General features: G+C 62.3%; 14 protein-coding genes and 1 pseudogene. 5 read left to right on the forward strand and 10 right to left on the reverse strand.

What is annotated here, in order from left to right; all coding sequences use genetic code 11:
• Positions 1 to 35: 35 nt before the first annotated feature.
• Positions 36 to 629 (reverse strand): TetR/AcrR family transcriptional regulator, encoded by a 594-nt coding sequence (locus tag AYR47_RS21195; protein ID WP_033901471.1) that lies wholly within the window; start codon positions 627 to 629, stop codon positions 36 to 38.
• 69 nt (positions 630 to 698) lie between these two features.
• On the opposite strand from AYR47_RS21195, the gene AYR47_RS21200 reads away from it, so the two are divergent.
• Positions 699 to 1,298 carry an NAD(P)H-dependent oxidoreductase gene (locus AYR47_RS21200; RefSeq protein ID WP_033901470.1) on the forward strand — a complete coding sequence of 200 codons (600 nt, stop codon included), beginning with the start codon at positions 699 to 701 and terminating at the stop codon, positions 1,296 to 1,298.
• Between the two features lies 1 nt (position 1,299).
• On the opposite strand, the gene AYR47_RS21205 is transcribed toward AYR47_RS21200, so the two are convergent.
• From AYR47_RS21205 to AYR47_RS21220, 4 genes are all read right to left on the reverse strand, one after another.
• Positions 1,300 to 1,689, reverse strand: coding sequence for a hypothetical protein (locus tag AYR47_RS21205; RefSeq protein WP_016980323.1), 390 nt, complete (start codon positions 1,687 to 1,689; stop codon positions 1,300 to 1,302).
• Between the two features lie 32 nt (positions 1,690 to 1,721).
• Entirely contained in the window at positions 1,722 to 2,978 is a 1,257-nt protein-coding gene (gene aroA, locus AYR47_RS21210; RefSeq protein ID WP_033901469.1) for a 3-phosphoshikimate 1-carboxyvinyltransferase, read from the reverse strand.
• A 522-nt stretch (positions 2,979 to 3,500) separates the two neighbouring features.
• Positions 3,501 to 4,055, reverse strand: coding sequence for a UPF0149 family protein (locus AYR47_RS21215; RefSeq protein WP_061436722.1), 555 nt, complete (start codon positions 4,053 to 4,055; stop codon positions 3,501 to 3,503).
• A 99-nt stretch (positions 4,056 to 4,154) separates the two neighbouring features.
• Entirely contained in the window at positions 4,155 to 5,402 is a 1,248-nt protein-coding gene (locus AYR47_RS21220; RefSeq protein ID WP_061436724.1) for a chloride channel protein, read from the reverse strand.
• A 192-nt stretch (positions 5,403 to 5,594) separates the two neighbouring features.
• Between AYR47_RS21220 and AYR47_RS21225 the strand changes: the two genes are divergently transcribed.
• The gene (locus AYR47_RS21225; RefSeq protein WP_033898316.1) at positions 5,595 to 6,407 is read left to right on the forward strand and encodes a crotonase/enoyl-CoA hydratase family protein; all 813 of its coding nucleotides are present in this window, start codon (positions 5,595 to 5,597) and stop codon (positions 6,405 to 6,407) included.
• Between the two features lie 5 nt (positions 6,408 to 6,412).
• On the forward strand, positions 6,413 to 7,246 hold the full coding sequence (gene nudC / locus AYR47_RS21230) for an NAD(+) diphosphatase (RefSeq protein WP_033898318.1): 834 nt from the start codon (positions 6,413 to 6,415) through the stop codon (positions 7,244 to 7,246).
• On the opposite strand, the gene AYR47_RS21235 is transcribed toward nudC, so the two are convergent.
• From AYR47_RS21235 to AYR47_RS21245, 3 genes are all read right to left on the reverse strand, one after another.
• Positions 7,214 to 7,993, reverse strand: a complete 780-nt coding sequence (locus AYR47_RS21235; RefSeq protein ID WP_033898325.1) for a TSUP family transporter — start codon at positions 7,991 to 7,993, stop codon at positions 7,214 to 7,216. The genes nudC and AYR47_RS21235 overlap by 33 nt on opposite strands.
• 81 nt (positions 7,994 to 8,074) lie before the next feature.
• Positions 8,075 to 8,794 (reverse strand): phosphatidylcholine synthase, encoded by a 720-nt coding sequence (pcsA, locus tag AYR47_RS21240; protein WP_033898327.1) that lies wholly within the window; start codon positions 8,792 to 8,794, stop codon positions 8,075 to 8,077.
• 149 nt (positions 8,795 to 8,943) lie between these two features.
• Entirely contained in the window at positions 8,944 to 9,858 is a 915-nt protein-coding gene (locus AYR47_RS21245) for a class I SAM-dependent methyltransferase (RefSeq protein ID WP_061436726.1), read from the reverse strand.
• A gap of 191 nt (positions 9,859 to 10,049) precedes the next feature.
• Here AYR47_RS21245 and mdeB point away from each other — a divergent pair, with 191 nt between their 5' ends.
• Positions 10,050 to 12,716, forward strand: a complete 2,667-nt coding sequence (gene mdeB / locus AYR47_RS21250; protein WP_061436728.1) for an alpha-ketoglutarate dehydrogenase — start codon at positions 10,050 to 10,052, stop codon at positions 12,714 to 12,716.
• Between the two features lies 1 nt (position 12,717).
• On the opposite strand, the gene AYR47_RS21255 is transcribed toward mdeB, so the two are convergent.
• Both AYR47_RS21255 and AYR47_RS21260 read right to left on the reverse strand, forming a co-directional pair.
• Positions 12,718 to 13,206: a DUF1289 domain-containing protein gene (locus AYR47_RS21255; protein WP_016975646.1), complete on the reverse strand. Its 489-nt coding sequence runs from the start codon at positions 13,204 to 13,206 to the stop codon at positions 12,718 to 12,720.
• A gap of 53 nt (positions 13,207 to 13,259) precedes the next feature.
• A pseudogene (locus AYR47_RS21260) lies at positions 13,260 to 14,511 on the reverse strand (ribonucleotide-diphosphate reductase subunit beta).
• Positions 14,512 to 14,812: 301 nt separating this feature from the next.
• Between AYR47_RS21260 and fae the strand changes: the two are divergent.
• The gene (gene fae, locus AYR47_RS21265; protein ID WP_033899609.1) at positions 14,813 to 15,325 is read left to right on the forward strand and encodes a formaldehyde-activating enzyme; all 513 of its coding nucleotides are present in this window, start codon (positions 14,813 to 14,815) and stop codon (positions 15,323 to 15,325) included.
• Positions 15,326 to 15,334: the final 9 nt, after the last annotated feature.

Genomic DNA, 15,334 nt, shown 5'->3' on the forward strand with positions numbered 1-15,334 from the left:
CCGCGCCGGTTTATTCCTGCCCTGTCAGAAATTATTTAAACGCGGCCGCGATTGACCATCGCCAGGATGGTCGCCAGCAACTCCTGCTGTGCCTCTTCGCGACTGATCTCGCCACTGGCCGCCGCCTGGGACAGTGCCTCCGCCGCCCCCAGCATGCCGCGCAGTCCCGCCTGGGATATGCGGCCAAAGGGCGACAGCGCGTCACGGCATTTGTCGAGGAAGATCGCCTCGTACTGGCGCTTGAGGGCTTCCAGCTCCGGCGAGCTGCTGAGGGCTGCAATCACCCCTGGGATTTCCCGACCCTGCAACAACACGCAATCCACATAGGAAGAGGCGATTACCCAGGCGCGGTCGTCAAGGGTTGCGCTGCTGGCCGCGATGGCGCTGGCAAAGACCTGGTCCTGACGCGCATCGAAGTCCTCATACAACGCGGCCAGCAACCCGGCGCGGGTGACGAAATGGTCATAGACCACCGGCTTAGTCACGCCCGCCAACTCCGCCAGGCGGCCGAGTGTGAGGGCTTCGGTGCCTTCATCGCGCACCAGTTGCCAGGCCACATCGAGCAATTGGCGAAGGCGATCTTCGCGAGACAGGCGGCGACGAGGAGGGGGAGACGCTGTGCTTGACATGCTTATATACCAAAAGTAACTTACTAATCGTAACTTAAGCCCAGCGTAACCTCTCAGGGAGTCATTGTCATGCACGCACTCATCGTTGTTGCTCATCACGACCCACAATCCCTCACCCACAGCGTGGCCGCCCAGGTCGCCGCCGGCCTTGCTGCGTCGGGCCACACCTTCGAAATGGCCGATATCGCCGCCGAAGGGTTCGACCCGCGCTACAACGCCGCCGACCATCGGGTACACCGCACGCGCGCCACGCCGCCAGCCGACGTACTGGCTGAACAGGCCCGTATCGACCGTGCCGACGCGCTGGTGCTGGCATTCCCGATCTACTGGTGGTCCATGCCCGGCCTGCTCAAGGGCTGGATCGACCGCGTGTTCATCAACGGTTGGGCCATCGATTACGGCCCCGATACCCCGGTGGTGAAGAAATTGCGCCACTTGCAGGTCCATCTGCTGGCCCTGGGCGCTGCCGACGACGGCGCGTTTGATCGACATGGCTACGCCAAGTCCATGCGCACGCAAATTGACTACGGAATCTTCGATTACTGCGGCGCACAGGTGGTCACGTCAGCGCTGTTGCTGGATTCGGAAAGCGGCGGGGCGCAGGCGCATCTGGAAAAGGCCAGAGCCTTGGGCGAGGGACTGTTCGAAACGCAAACAGTCGCCGGTTGATTCAACCTTCGCGAAACAAATCGTGGGCGTCGAGCAGGCGGTAAGCGATTTCCGGCTGATTCTCCAGGCCTCGACGGATCGCGGCCGGGATCGATTGGCGGGTCTTGCGGCACAGGCCCGGTAGCTCGTCGATGACGATCTGGATGCCGCGCATGCTCTTGACCTCGGTGTGACCCGGCGCGATGTGCACGCGGATGCCCAATTGCTGGTACATCAGCTGTTGCATGCGCTCCAGGTCTTGCAGGCTCTTGAGGTGTTCAAGGCGGTCGAGCAGTTTTTTCTCTTCCTGGCGCGTCAGGTTGAGGATACGCAGGTCGGCGCCCGGCGCTTGCAGCAGTTGTTCGCGATCGCAGACGCAGGCGCCGGGTGGGCAGGGTTGGCGGATGGTCATGTGCTTTGCCTCCCCATTCCGACGCCGAGCCTTCAGTAGCTCAACTGAACCCCAAGACTGCCCAGGGCCTTCCAGTAGTCAGGATAGGTCTTGGCCACGCAGTCCGGGTCCTGGATGCGGATCCCCGAGACTTTCAGCCCGGCCAGGGCAAAGCACATGGCGATGCGGTGGTCGGCGTGGGTGTCGATCAACGCGTTGCAGGCGGTGCCGGCCAGGGCCGGGTCGCTGGCCACCAGCAGGTCGTCGCCTTCGATGGTCGCAAGGCCAGGGCGGATCTCGTTGAGGCCGTCGTGCAGGGCCTGTACGCGGTCACATTCCTTGACCCGCAGGTTGGCCAGTTCGGTGAAACGCACCGGGGTGTTGTTGAACGCCGCGAGCACCGCCAGGGTCGGGATGGCGTCCTGCATCTGCGAGCCCACCACCGTGGCCTGCATGTTGGGGAACTGCGCGATCACGGCCTGGGCCTTGGCGTCCGGCTGGGTGAAGTCCTGCGCGGCTACACCGATGTCGATACGGCCACCGGTCAACACCTCAGCGGCCCACAGGTAGGTGGCGGCAGAGGCGTCGGGTTCGATCAGGTAGTCGTGGGCGGTGTAGCCGGTGGGGGCCACGCGCCAGGTGGTGTCGTCAACCGCCTCGACCTGAGCACCGAAGGCGCGCATGCAGTCCAGGGTCAGGTCCACGTAGCCACGGGCACCGATGTCCTTGCCGGTCAGCGCCACTTCAATCGGCGCTTCGCCGCAGGCGGCGAGCATCAGCAGGGCCGATACGTACTGGCTGGACAGGCCGCCGTCGATTTCGAAACGCTTGGCCTTGATCTTGCCCACGCCGTGCACGGTGACCGGCGGGCAACCGGTGGGGCTGTCGACCGGGATGCCGTTCTGGCCGAGGGTTGCCAGCAGCGGGCCGATTGGGCGTTTTTGCATGTAGTCATCGCCGTCCAGTACCACGGTGCCTTCCACGGTGGCGACGGCAGCGGTGAGGAAGCGCATGGCGGTGCCGGCGTTGCCGAGGAACAGTGGCTGCGGCGGCAGTTGCAGTTTGCCTTGGCCGGTGACGACGAAGGTGGTGTCGTCGGGTTCGTCGATGGTCACGCCCATTTGGCGCAGGGCCACGGACATGTGGCGGGTGTCGTCGCTCTTGAGCGCGCCGCTGAGGCGGCTGGTGCCTTTGGCCAGGGCGGCGAGCAGCAGGGCGCGGTTGGTAATGGATTTGGAGCCGGGGGGCGCGACCTTGCCATTGAGGGGGACGTTGGGCGGGGTGACGGTCACGGTTTTCTGCGAACTCAAGGTACAGGGCTCCTGATTCATGGCACGGGCGGCGGGCGGAGTTGAATAATCGGGTATAGGGGTGGTGCTTGTCGAGCTTGGGGTGGGATGTGGGGGGTATTGGGGGGTACATATCCGTTGTTTGGGTGACGGCTTATATTGGTTCCGCCCTTACGGCGGGTCACTTTGGAAAAGAGCCCCAAAGTAACCAAAGGGCTCTTGCCCCAACACTCGGCACCTCGCTTAGGCTCGGTGTGCCCGTAATCCGACAGTGATTTGGGGGGCCGCCGCCACGCGCCATCCATGGCGCGGGGCGGCTAAACCGGCATCCCTGCCGGTTTACCCCCCAAATCCCTGCCGAATTCCGGCCAGCGTGTTTGACGGGGCGCCTAAGATCAAAATCAAAATCAAAAGCAAGAGCACGGCGGCCTGGTAGCCGACCTGAGTGGTTAGATCAAAAGCAACAGCATACGCGGTCCACTGTGGGAGCTGGCTTGCCTGCGATGCAGGCACCTCGGTCCTTCGGAGACGCCCTGCAGGCTGTTACCGCTTCGCCAGCCAGTAATCATGCAACGCTCGCGCTGCCGGTTCGATTTCGCTGACGCGTTGCTGGTGTGCTTGTACATCCAGGTCGACCGGGAGTTCGAAGTTGTCTTGTTCGGCGCACCAGGAGATTTTTTCCAGCAGTGCAGCCTGTTCTGCCGGCAGTTGCGGCCAATTGCCGATGGCGGCGCCGCGGATGTAGCCAAAGCACCATTCTTCGGCGAGGGTCACGGGGTGGCCTTGGTGTTCGGTTTCGTCGAAGCGGGCGTTGAAGCTGTTGGCGTCGCTGGACAGTTGTGCGGCCAGGGTGTTGAGGTGGCGCACGCACAGTTCGAGGAAACTTTGCGCTTCGTCCATGGTGTCCCATTCCGGGTTCTGGCCGCCCCAGATCGCGGGGAACCACTCGGCCACGTCCACCTGGACCGGGCTGGAGACCAGCGCGGTGAAGTAGCCGTCGAGTTCGGCCAGGTTCAGCACCGAGTGGTCGTCGCCGTACTTGAGCAGGGTGTTTTCGATGAATTCGAATTCGGCGGGGGTGAGGGGTTGGGTGTGCATGGGGCATATCCTTTAAACGTCGAACGCCGCCAATGGGGGCGGCTTAAAGCGCGAAGGATGGCGTGTGTGCGGGGTTTTATCCAGCCTTTTGCAGCGTTTTTACCCGCGTCGGTTGCACAGCTTGCTGACGCACATCGAGCCGACTACTGCGAGGATGATCGGCACCAGGAAGTCATGGTCGATGCGGGTGAATTCCGCCACCAGCACAATCGCGGTCAACGGCATGCTCATGCTGGCGGCCAGGAAGGCGGCGGCGCCGATGATTGCAAATGCACCCAGGGGCACGCCGGGCCAGACCAGGCTCCAGGCGCCGCCGAGGAGGATCGCCAGTAAGGCGCCGTTGGCCAGGCCGGGGGTGAGCAAGCCGCCTTCGGCGCCGGCGCGCAGGCTGCTGGTGGTGATCAGGACTTTGACCACCAGCAACAATGCCGCCAGGCCTATGGTCAGTTCATTGTCGAAACCCAGCTGCGCCGGGCCTTTGCCATTGCCTAGGATCTGCGGCAACAGCATCGCCAGGCCGCCGATGATCATGAAGTTGATCAATGACAGCACCGGCAGGCGCCAGCCCCTGGCGGCATTCGCCCGCGCCTTGCCAGTGAGCTGCGTGAAAGCGTACGCCGCCACGCCGAAGACCGGGCCGCAGACCACCGCCCAGGCGATCAGGGCAGGGTTCAACACAAAGTGCGGGACCCCATATTGCGATTCCGCACCCAACCCGATCCACGCCACCGACGCCGCAATCGCCGAAGTCGCCAACGCAATCACCGCCGCCGGCCAACTGAATGCGCCCACCAGCACTTCCAGCACAAACACCGCGCCACCCAATGGCACGTTGTACACCGCCGCCAGTCCTGCGCCGGCGCCGCAAGCGACGATCAGGCGATGCATCTGCGGGTCGAGTCGCGCGCGCTGGGACAACCAGGTGGCGGCCAACGCGCCGACTTCCCGTGGTGCCACCTCACGTCCCAGGGGCGAACCCAGGGCCACGGTGATGATCTGCAGCAAGGCGTGGGCGAGGGTGGTCTTGGGCGGCATGATCGGCATCTTTTCCGACACCGCTTGCTTGATGCTCACCAGCGGCCGGCCATAGCGATAAATCACCCACCAGCCCATTCCTGCGACCAGGCCGCACACCACCAACACCAGCAAGCGCCGCTCCGGTGCCGCCGCCGTCACACCCAGCAGGAAGGTTTCATGGCTGACCAGGCTGTCTAGGCTATAACCGTAGGCCAGGTGTTGAATGCCATGCAGCAGCAAAGCCAGCAACATCCCGCCCAACCCGGCGCCGATGCCGGTGAACACGACCACCAGGGCGAGGATCAAGGATGAGCGAAACGGGGTCGGCATAGGCGGCTCCAGGCAATGGTCCTGATTGTATAGCCGATAAATCGGCCGCCCTGGATGAAATGTATCGGCGCTGCATCAACCGCGCGGCCACAACATTCCATTACCTTTGCCCGTCCCGTTTTTGGCCGATGTGCCGTCACGTTCCCTTGTTATAGTTCGGGCCTTATCACTCGCCAGTCAGGGATCACTGCCATGTCCGAATACCAAGCTTTCGTCGTCGAACTCACCGGCAACGTTGCCCATGTGCAGATCAACCGCCCGGAAAAGATCAACGCGATGAACGCGGTGTTCTGGACCGAAATCATCGACATCTTCCAGTGGGTCGAAGACACCGACGCCGTACGCGCCGTGGTGCTCAGCGGTGCCGGCAAGCATTTCTCTTCCGGCATCGACCTGATGATGCTGGCCTCGGTGGCCAATGAATTCGGCAAGGACGTGGGCCGCAACGCACGCTTGCTGCGCCGCAAGATCCTGGAGCTGCAAGCCTCGTTCAATGCCGTCGACAACTGCCGCAAGCCGGTGTTGGCGGCGATCCAGGGTTACTGCATCGGCGGTGCCATCGACCTGATCAGCGCCTGCGATATGCGCTACGCCGCCGAAGGTGCGCAATTCTCCATCAAGGAAATCGACATCGGCATGGCCGCTGACGTCGGCACTTTGCAACGCCTGCCGCGCATCATCGGTGACGGCATGCTGCGCGAGCTGGCTTACACCGGCCGTCAGTTTGGCGCCGAAGAGGCGCGCAGCATCGGCCTGGTCAATCGCGTCTATCCCGATCAGGACAGCCTGTTGGCCGGCGTCATGGACATCGCCCATGAAATCGCCGCCAAATCGCCGATTGCGGTCACCGGTACCAAGGCCATGATCAGCTACATGCGTGACCACACAGTCAATGATGGCTTGGAATACGTTGCCACCTGGAACTCGGCTATGTTGCAATCCAACGACCTGCGCGTGGCCATCGCGGCCCACATGAGTAAGCAGAAACCCGAATTCGTGGATTGACTGACATGACCCCAGGCTGGATTACCACAACGCTGCTGGACAACGACACCCCCGGCGGCTGGGCCGTCGCCCGCAGCCGTGACGGCTTTTTGCATGACACCAACGGCCCACTGTTCCCCCGGGAATGGCTCAAGCGCCAGGACCTGTCGGTGTTCGCCGAACACGGCATCGGCCACCTCGACGGCGAGCCGGTGTACCTGCTGGAACTCAATGCTTCTACTGAAGTGCCGGGTTGCAGCTGGCAGGGGCTGCGCGGCTTCATGCTGCAAGGCGATCATACTCTTTACAAGGTGCTGGGCTACGCGGCGCAGATCGGCACCTGGGCGCGGGAACACCGGTTTTGTGGGAGTTGCGGCCAGGCCATGGTCCAGGTGCCACGTGAGCGTGCGATGCATTGCCAGGCCTGCGATTTGCGCAGCTATCCGCGTATTTCGCCCAGCATGATCGTGCTGGTGACCCGTGGCGACGAGATCCTGCTGGCGCGTTCGCCACGCTTTGTCACGGGGGTGTATAGCACGTTGGCGGGGTTTGCCGAGCCGGGCGAGTCGGCCGAAGACTGCCTGATCCGCGAGGTGCGCGAGGAAGTGCAGGTGGAGGTCAAGAACATCCAGTACATGGGCAGCCAGTGCTGGCCGTTCCCGCATTCGATGATGCTGGGTTTCCATGCCGAGTACGCCGGCGGTGACATCGTGCCCCAGGCTGATGAGATCGAAGACGCGCAGTGGTTCAACATCCACGATTTGCCGCCGTTGCCGGCGTCACGTTCGATTGCGCGTTACCTGATCGACCTCTACCTGGCCCGTCGCCTAGGCCACGCTGAACCAGTGCTGCCAGGCTAGGCGCACGGTCAGGCCAAGGACCACGGTGATGAACACCGGGCGAATGAATTTGGCGCCGCCGCTGATTGCGCTGCGTGCGCCAAAGAACGCGCCACACATCACCGAGACGCCCATGGCCAGGCCGACGATCCAGTCCACCGAACCATTGATGATGAACACCGTCAGCGCCGCCGCGTTGCTGACGAAGTTCATGCTGCGCGCCACACCGCTGGCTTTCACCAGGTCGATGGGGTGCAACAACATCGTGCTGACGGTCCAGAACGCCCCGGTGCCAGGGCCGGCCACACCATCGTAGAAGCCCAGGCCGAAGCCCTGGGTGGATTGCCATTTCTTCTTGATCGGCGCATCGGCGTCCAGCGGCGCCTTGGGCGTGCCGCCGAACAACAGGTACACACCGCAGGCGAACACAATCACCGGCAGCATCTTGTTCAGGGTTTCAGCGGGCAGGTAATGGGCGACCACGGCGCCGGTCAACGCACCGATCAACGTGCCGACGATGGCATGCACCCACTGGCGCGGATGGAACAGCTTGCGCCGATAGAAGGTGAAACTGGCGGTGGCCGAGCCAAAGGTGGAACTGAGCTTGTTGGTGCCCAGTACCAGGTGCGGCGGCATGCCGGCGGTGAGCAGCGCAGGGGTGGTGAGCAAACCGCCACCGCCGGCGATGGCGTCGATGAAACCGGCGATAAAGGCGACAACCGCCAGGATGGCCAGGGTGGTGAGGTCTACGCTGAGTTCGAAGGGCATGGGCAGGGCTTAGAGTGGCGGGGCGCAGAAAGGGGCTGCGCCAAAGGCCGCCATCTTACCTGCAACCCACCGGCAACGGTATCAACCGTGACGCTTCTCCAGCCACTCCAACGCCGTCCGCCAGATACAAATCCCCAGGAAATACGCCGACATCACCGACCACAAGCCAAACGTCCATGGGTTGGTGTTCGGGTAATCCATCACCATCAAGAAGCTGCACAGCAGCCAGATCGTGGTCACCCCGATGTTGATCGGCATGAACCGTTTCACCCGGAACGGGTGCAGGAACTTCATCGGCGTCACGGTCAGCAGGGCCAGGCCGATCACGGTGAGCAAGGTGACCCAGGCTTCCGGCTGGATGATATAGACGCACAAGGCCACCACATTCCATGCGGCGGGGAAGCCGACGAAGTAGTTGTCCTTGCTCTTCATGTTGACGTTGCAGAAGCAGAACAGCGACGACACCAGGATCACCGACACGGTGAACAGATGGGTGAATTCCGGCAGGTCGATATAGCGATAGATAAACAGTGCGGGGATGAACACGTAGGTGAGGTAATCGATCACCAGGTCGAGCACCGAGCCGTCGAAGCTCGGCAGTACCGTGCTGACATTCACCCGTCGCGCCAGTGAGCCATCAACCCCGTCCACCACCAGTGCCAGGCCCAGCCACAGCAGGCAGGCCTTGGGTGAGTTTTCCAGCAACGCCAGGGTGGCCAGGAAGGCCAATACCACACCGGTGGCGGTAAAGCCGTGGGCGCCCCAGGCTTTGAGTCTGGCTACATGCAGGGTCGATATCACGGGCGGTTCTCCAAAAGGTGAAACGGGGCAGCCGACGACGTGACGCCGTCGAGTCTGGCCGGGGAATGCAGGTATCGACCGGGAAGGGGGTAAGAAGGTTCACCACCCCGGTGTTTCACTTAGCGTAGCAAGCGTAAGACGTTTCGGCATCAGCCCTGGCGGAACACCAATGCCTTTAAGCCACTTCGCACATCAATATCAGGAAATTCCGGCGGGTTTTGCAGGCGCTCGACAAAACGCAGGCCCGGTGCCTCGCGGGTGACACCGTCGATCAGGAAGTCTTCGCCGAAGGCCGGGTCATTCATGCACGCCAATACGGTGCCCTGTGGCGTGAGCAGGTCCGGCAGGCGGCGCAGCACGCGCTGGTAGTCCTTGGTCAGCAGGAAGCTGCCTTTCTGGAAGGAGGGCGGATCAATGATCACCAGGTCGTAGGGGCCGTTGTTGGTAACTTTGGCCCAGGACTTGAACAGGTCATGGCCGAGGAAGCTGACGTTGCTCAGGTCATGACCATTCAGGCGATGGTTGTCGCGCCCCCGGCTCAGGGCGCCACGGGCCATGTCCAGGTTCACCACGTGGTCGGCGCCGCCTTCGATGGCCGCCACCGAGAAGCCACAGGTGTAGGCAAACAGGTTGAGAACGCGCTGGCCCTTGGCCTGCTCGCGCACCCAGTTGCGGCCGTAACGCATGTCGAGGAACAGTCCGCTGTTCTGTTTTTTACCCAGGTCGATCAGGTAGCGCAGGCCGCCTTCGGTGATGGTCAACTCGTCGACCGGGTCACCCGACAGCCATTCGGTGGTGCTTTGCGGCAGGTAACGGTGTTGCAGGGCGATGGTGTACGTACCGAACTCGGTTTGCAGCAAGTGCTTCAAGGCTTCCAGCTGCGCAGCGTCCGGCTCCTTGAACAACGCCACCAGCAGCACGCCTTGCAACCAGTCCACCGTCAGTTGCTCCAGGCCCGGCCAGCAACGGCCACGGCCGTGGAACAAGCGGCGGGTTTCAGCCGGCGGGGTCGCCAGGGCGGTGAGCAGGTGGGCGTGCAGGGTAGCGAGTGCGTCTGGGGTCATCGTTAAACGTCGGTCGTTGAGCGGGCAGCATTTTAAACACAATTGCGGGCTATCGTCCTGCTTGAGCATAACGTGCTGGCAAAAACACGATTGGCAGTGATTCATGCTCAAAATTCAACGGCGCGCGCCTGATAACAGGCAAAAAATCCTCCCGCACCGACATAAACTGGAAAAAAAGCCCGGAGGTGCCCATGAACGGTTTCACGAATGCGGTGATGGATCAGCAAGAGTTGGAGGAGTGGCGCGACGCCCTGGCGTCCCTGGTCACCCACGCCGGCCCCGCGCGGGCGCGGCAGATCCTCGACCTGCTGGCCCAGGACGCCAGTGCGCCGCCCATCGACTGGAAACCGCGCCACGGCACGCCCTACATCAATAGCATCAGCGTCGAGCAGCAACCGGCATTTCCCGGCGACCTGGCTACCGAAGAACGTCTGGCCTCGCTGGTGCGCTGGAACGCCTTGGCCATGGTGGTGCGGGCCAACCAGGCCTACGGCGAGCTGGGTGGTCATATCGCCAGTTACGCCAGCGCGGCGGACTTGTTCGAAGTCGGTTTCAACCACTTTTTTCGCGCCCGCAACGAGGGCTTCGGCGGCGATCTGGTGTTTTATCAGCCACATTCCGCGCCCGGCATCTATGCGCGGGCCTTCCTTGAAGGCCGCTTGAGCGAAAGCGACCTGGCCCACTATCGCCAGGAAATAGGCGGGCCCGCGCAGGGCGCACGCGGCCTGTCCAGCTACCCGCACCCGTGGCTGATGCCGGATTTCTGGCAGTTCCCCACCGGTTCCATGGGCATTGGTCCCATCAGTTCGATCTTCCAGGCGCGCTTCATGCGCTATTTGCAGCACCGCAATTTGCAGGACACCACCGACCGCCACGTGTGGGGCGTCTTCGGCGACGGCGAGATGGACGAGCCGGAAAGCATGTCGGCCCTGACCCTGGCCGCCCGCGAAGGCCTGGACAACCTGACCTGGGTGGTCAACTGCAACCTGCAACGCCTCGACGGCCCGGTGCGCGGCAACGGGCGGATCATCGATGAGCTGGAGGCGTTGTTTGCCGGTGCGGGCTGGAACGTGATCAAACTGGTGTGGGGCTCGGACTGGGATGCGTTGTTGGCCAAGGACGCCGACGGTTCGCTGGTCAACACCTTGTCCAACACGGTTGACGGTCAACTCCAGACCTTCGCCGCCAAGGACGGCGCCTACAACCGCGAGCACTTCTTCGGCCAGAGCGAGTCCCTGGCCCGGCTGGTCGAGGGCATGAGCGATGAGCAGATCGACCGCCTCAAGCGCGGCGGCCACGACATGGTCAAGATCCACGCCGCCTACCACGCCGCACGGCGGGTCAAAGGCAAACCCACGGTGATCCTGGCCCAGACCAAAAAGGGTTTTGGCATGGGCGAGGCCGGGCAGGGCAAGATGACCACCCACCAGCAGAAGAAGTTGGACCGCGATGCGTTGATCGCCTTCCGCAATCGCTTCCAGTTGCCGCTGACCGATGAACAGACCGAATCCCTGAGCTTTTTCAAACCGTCCGAGGACAGCCTGGAGTTGCGCTATCTGCACCAGCGCCGAACAGCGTTGGGCGGCTACGTGCCCAGTCGCAGCCAGGTCGCTGCCCCGGTCAGCGTGCCGGCCGTATCGGGTTATGCCGGCTTCGCCACGGCGGCCGACGGCAAGGAAATGTCCACCACCATGGCGTTCGTGCGCATGTTGACCAACCTGCTCAAGGACAAGGCGCTGGGGCCGCGCATCGTGCCGATCGTGGCGGATGAAGCGCGCACGTTTGGCATGGCCAACCTGTTCAAACAGATTGGCATCTATTCCAGTGTCGGCCAGCGTTACGAGCCGGAAGACATCGGCTCGATCCTCAGCTACCGCGAAGCCACCGACGGGCAGATCCTGGAGGAGGGCATCAGTGAAGCCAGCGCCATCAGTTCCTGGGTCGCGGCGGCCACCAGTTATTCGGTGCATGGCCTGCGCATGTTGCCGTTCTACATCTATTACTCGATGTTCGGCTTCCAGCGCGTCGGCGACCTGATCTGGGCCGCCGCCGACCAACGCGCCCGTGGCTTCCTGCTCGGCGCCACCGCCGGGCGCACCACCCTGGGTGGCGAAGGCTTGCAGCATCAGGATGGCAGCAGCCATCTCACCGCGGCCACCGTGCCCAACTGCCGCGCCTACGACCCGGCGTTCGCCGGGGAATTCGCGGTGATCCTCGACCACGGCATGCGCCAGATGCTGGAACAGGAGGTGGACGAGTTCTACTACGTGACCCTGATGAACGAAAACTACCCGCAGCCCAGCCTGCCGGAAGGGGTTGAAGCGGCGATTATCAAAGGCATGTACCGCCTGCAAGGCACTGCCGATGCCCAGGTGCGCCTGCTCGGGTCCGGCACGTTGGTACGCGAGGCGCAAGCGGCGGCACAGTTGCTGGCGGACGATTGGCAGGTGACGAGTGAAGTGTTCAGCGTCACCAGTTTCAGCGAGCTGGCGCGGGATGCGCGGGAGGTGGAGCGCTGGAACCGGCTGCACCCGCAGGCCGCTGCGCGGATCAGCCATGTGCAGGAATGCTTGCCCAAAGGCGCACCGGTGATTGCGGTGTCCGACTATGTGCGGGCCGTGCCGCAGATGATTGGCTCTTACCTGGATTCCAACTACACCGTGTTGGGCACTGACGGCTTTGGGCGCAGTGATACACGGGCGGCGTTGCGGGATTTTTTTGAGGTGGACCGCCATCACATCGTGCTGGCGGCGTTGACGGCGTTGGTGGAGCAGGGGCGTCTGGAGGCGCGGGTGTGCCAGGAGGCGATTGAGCGTTATGACCTGCAGGCCGAACGCGCAGCCTCCTGGAATGGCTGAGTCAGAAACTGGCTATCAGTGGGGGCCCAAAAGCCTCCCTGATAAACCCCGGCGCGATATACCGCTCGTAATGCGCTTCTGACAGCAGGAAAAACTCCCGGTCAATCGCATCCCGCAGATCCGCCAGGCTGCGCTCGCGAAACTCCGGCAGCAACGCCAGCCCATACGCGTCCAGCTTGGAAATCACTCGCGCACCCCGGGCAATCAGCTGATACGCCCAGCAATACGCCGACTGGTGCGGCATGAAGCGGATCTTGCGCGTCTCAAGCTGCTGACGCAGCAGCTGCGCATCAAACACCTCCAACTTGCTGGCCATGACCTGCACCAGCAATTGCTCCAGGCGCAGCCACACTGCCTGTTTCTCGTCGGCGTTGTAGCCGTTCCACTGAATCACTTCATGGTGGTAACGCTTGCAGCCCCGGCAGACCAGGTCCCCGTAAACGGTGGAGCACAGGCCGACGCAGGGGGTCTTGATGGTTTGATTGGGCATAAAAAAACATCGACAGGTGAAACAACACGGCCCCAGAAGGGGCCGTCTTTATATCAATCCCAGCTCAGCGCACCGCCAGTCTGGTACTCGATCACACGGGTTTCGAAGAAGTTTTTCTCTTTCTTCAAGTCCATGATCTCGCTCATCCACGGGAACGGGTTAGTCGTCCCTGGATACTCTTCCTTCAAGCCAATCTGCGACAGACGACGGTTAGCGATGAACTTGAGGTAGTCCTCCATCATCGCCGCATTCATGCCCAGCACGCCGCGCGGCATGGTATCGCGCGCATATTCGATCTCCAGCTGCGTCCCTTGCAGGATCATCTGGGTCGCTTCTTCCTTCATCTCGGCATCCCACAAATGCGGGTTTTCGATTTTGATCTGGTTGATCACATCGATACCGAAGTTCAGGTGCATCGACTCGTCACGCAGGATGTACTGGAACTGCTCGGCCACGCCGGTCATTTTGTTGCGACGGCCCATGGACAGGATCTGGGTGAAGCCGCAGTAGAAGAAGATGCCTTCCAGCACGCAGTAGTAGGCGACCAGGTTGCGCAGCAGCTCTTTGTCGGTCTCGACGGTGCCGGTTTCGAACTTCGGATCGGAGATCGAACGGGTGTACTTCAGGCCCCAGGCGGCTTTTTTCGCGACCGATGGGATCTCGTGGTACATGTTGAAGATCTCGCCTTCATCCATGGCCAACGATTCGATGCAGTACTGGTAGGCGTGGGTGTGGATCGCCTCTTCGAAGGCCTGGCGCAGGATGTACTGGCGGCACTCCGGGTTGGTGATCAGGCGGTACACGGCCAGCACCAGGTTGTTGGCGACCAGGGAGTCGGCGGTGGAGAAAAAGCCCAGGTTGCGCATGACGATACGACGCTCGTCGTCGGTCAGGCCTTCGGGGTTTTTCCACAAGGCGATGTCGGCGGTCATGTTGACCTCTTGCGGCATCCAGTGGTTGGCGCAGCCGTCGAGGTACTTCTGCCAGGGCCCAGTCGTACTTGAACGGCACGAGTTGGTTGAGGTCGGCACGGCAGTTGATCATGCGTTTTTCGTCAACGGCGACGCGGGCGGCGGAACCTTCCAGCTCAGCGAGGCCTTCGGCGACGTCGAGTTTGTCGAGGGCGGCCTTGGCGCGGATGATCGCGGCGGAGTCGTTGGCGGTCACGTTACGGGCTTCCAGCGCTGCGGCGGCGCCGGCACCGTCGAGGCGGTCCATGTTGGCTTCGCTGGCGTGGCCGGCGTTGGCGCCCTTGATCACCGCTGCACCGGTGTCTTCGTTGTCGACTTCATCCCAACTCAGCATGGAAATGCTCCTTCCTGGTATTCGAAAAATAAGTGTTTTTGCAGGCTTCAAGGCATTGAAATACTGCGCATAGTGTGGTCGGTAAATACCGATACTGCACACTATGTAGTGGTCTGTTTTGTTTGTGGGCACACTATATGGTGTGTGGCAACGATGGTCAACGCACAAGACGACCGCCATCGTCGCAGGGGGTATGAGCAAAACTCACAGCCCCATGACTTTTAATGGTTACGGCCGCTTTCCTACCCAGTGCTAAAAATTCGCCAACCAGCTCCCCATAACAACAACGAGCGTTTGCGCAATGAAAACACTGGATCTCTACATCGGCGAAGGTTTCGAAGGCCCGGGCGTCAACGCGGCCCACATCAACATCCTGATCGGCCCACGCAACGGCCCGGCGGGCCAGGCGTTCGCCAACAGCCTTGCGTCGCCAAGCCAGGGCCATTGCCCGTTCATGGTGATTGCCCAACCGAATATCCCGGTCAAGCCCATGACCCTGTACGTCAACAAGGCTGAAATCAGCAGCGATTTGCACGGCAACGCCACCTGGGGCGCGTCCCAGGCCGGTATCGCCAAGGCGGTGCTGGAAGCCCTGCTCGACGGCACCTTGCCGCCGGAAGCCGAAGACGAGTGGGCCATCGTCACCGCGAACTGGGTCAACCCAGGCTGCGATGACCTGGATGCCGTCTACCTGAACAACTACAACGCCTGCCGCACCGCGATCCGCGCCGCCCTGACCGGCACGCCGTTCACCGCGCAATTGGCCGACGTGGTCAACCACATCAGCAACCCTTTCTACACGCCAAAGGCCTGAGGAGATTCC

It is taken from the genome of Pseudomonas azotoformans (assembly GCF_001579805.1).
GTDB lineage: Bacteria > Pseudomonadota > Gammaproteobacteria > Pseudomonadales > Pseudomonadaceae > Aquipseudomonas > Aquipseudomonas azotoformans_A.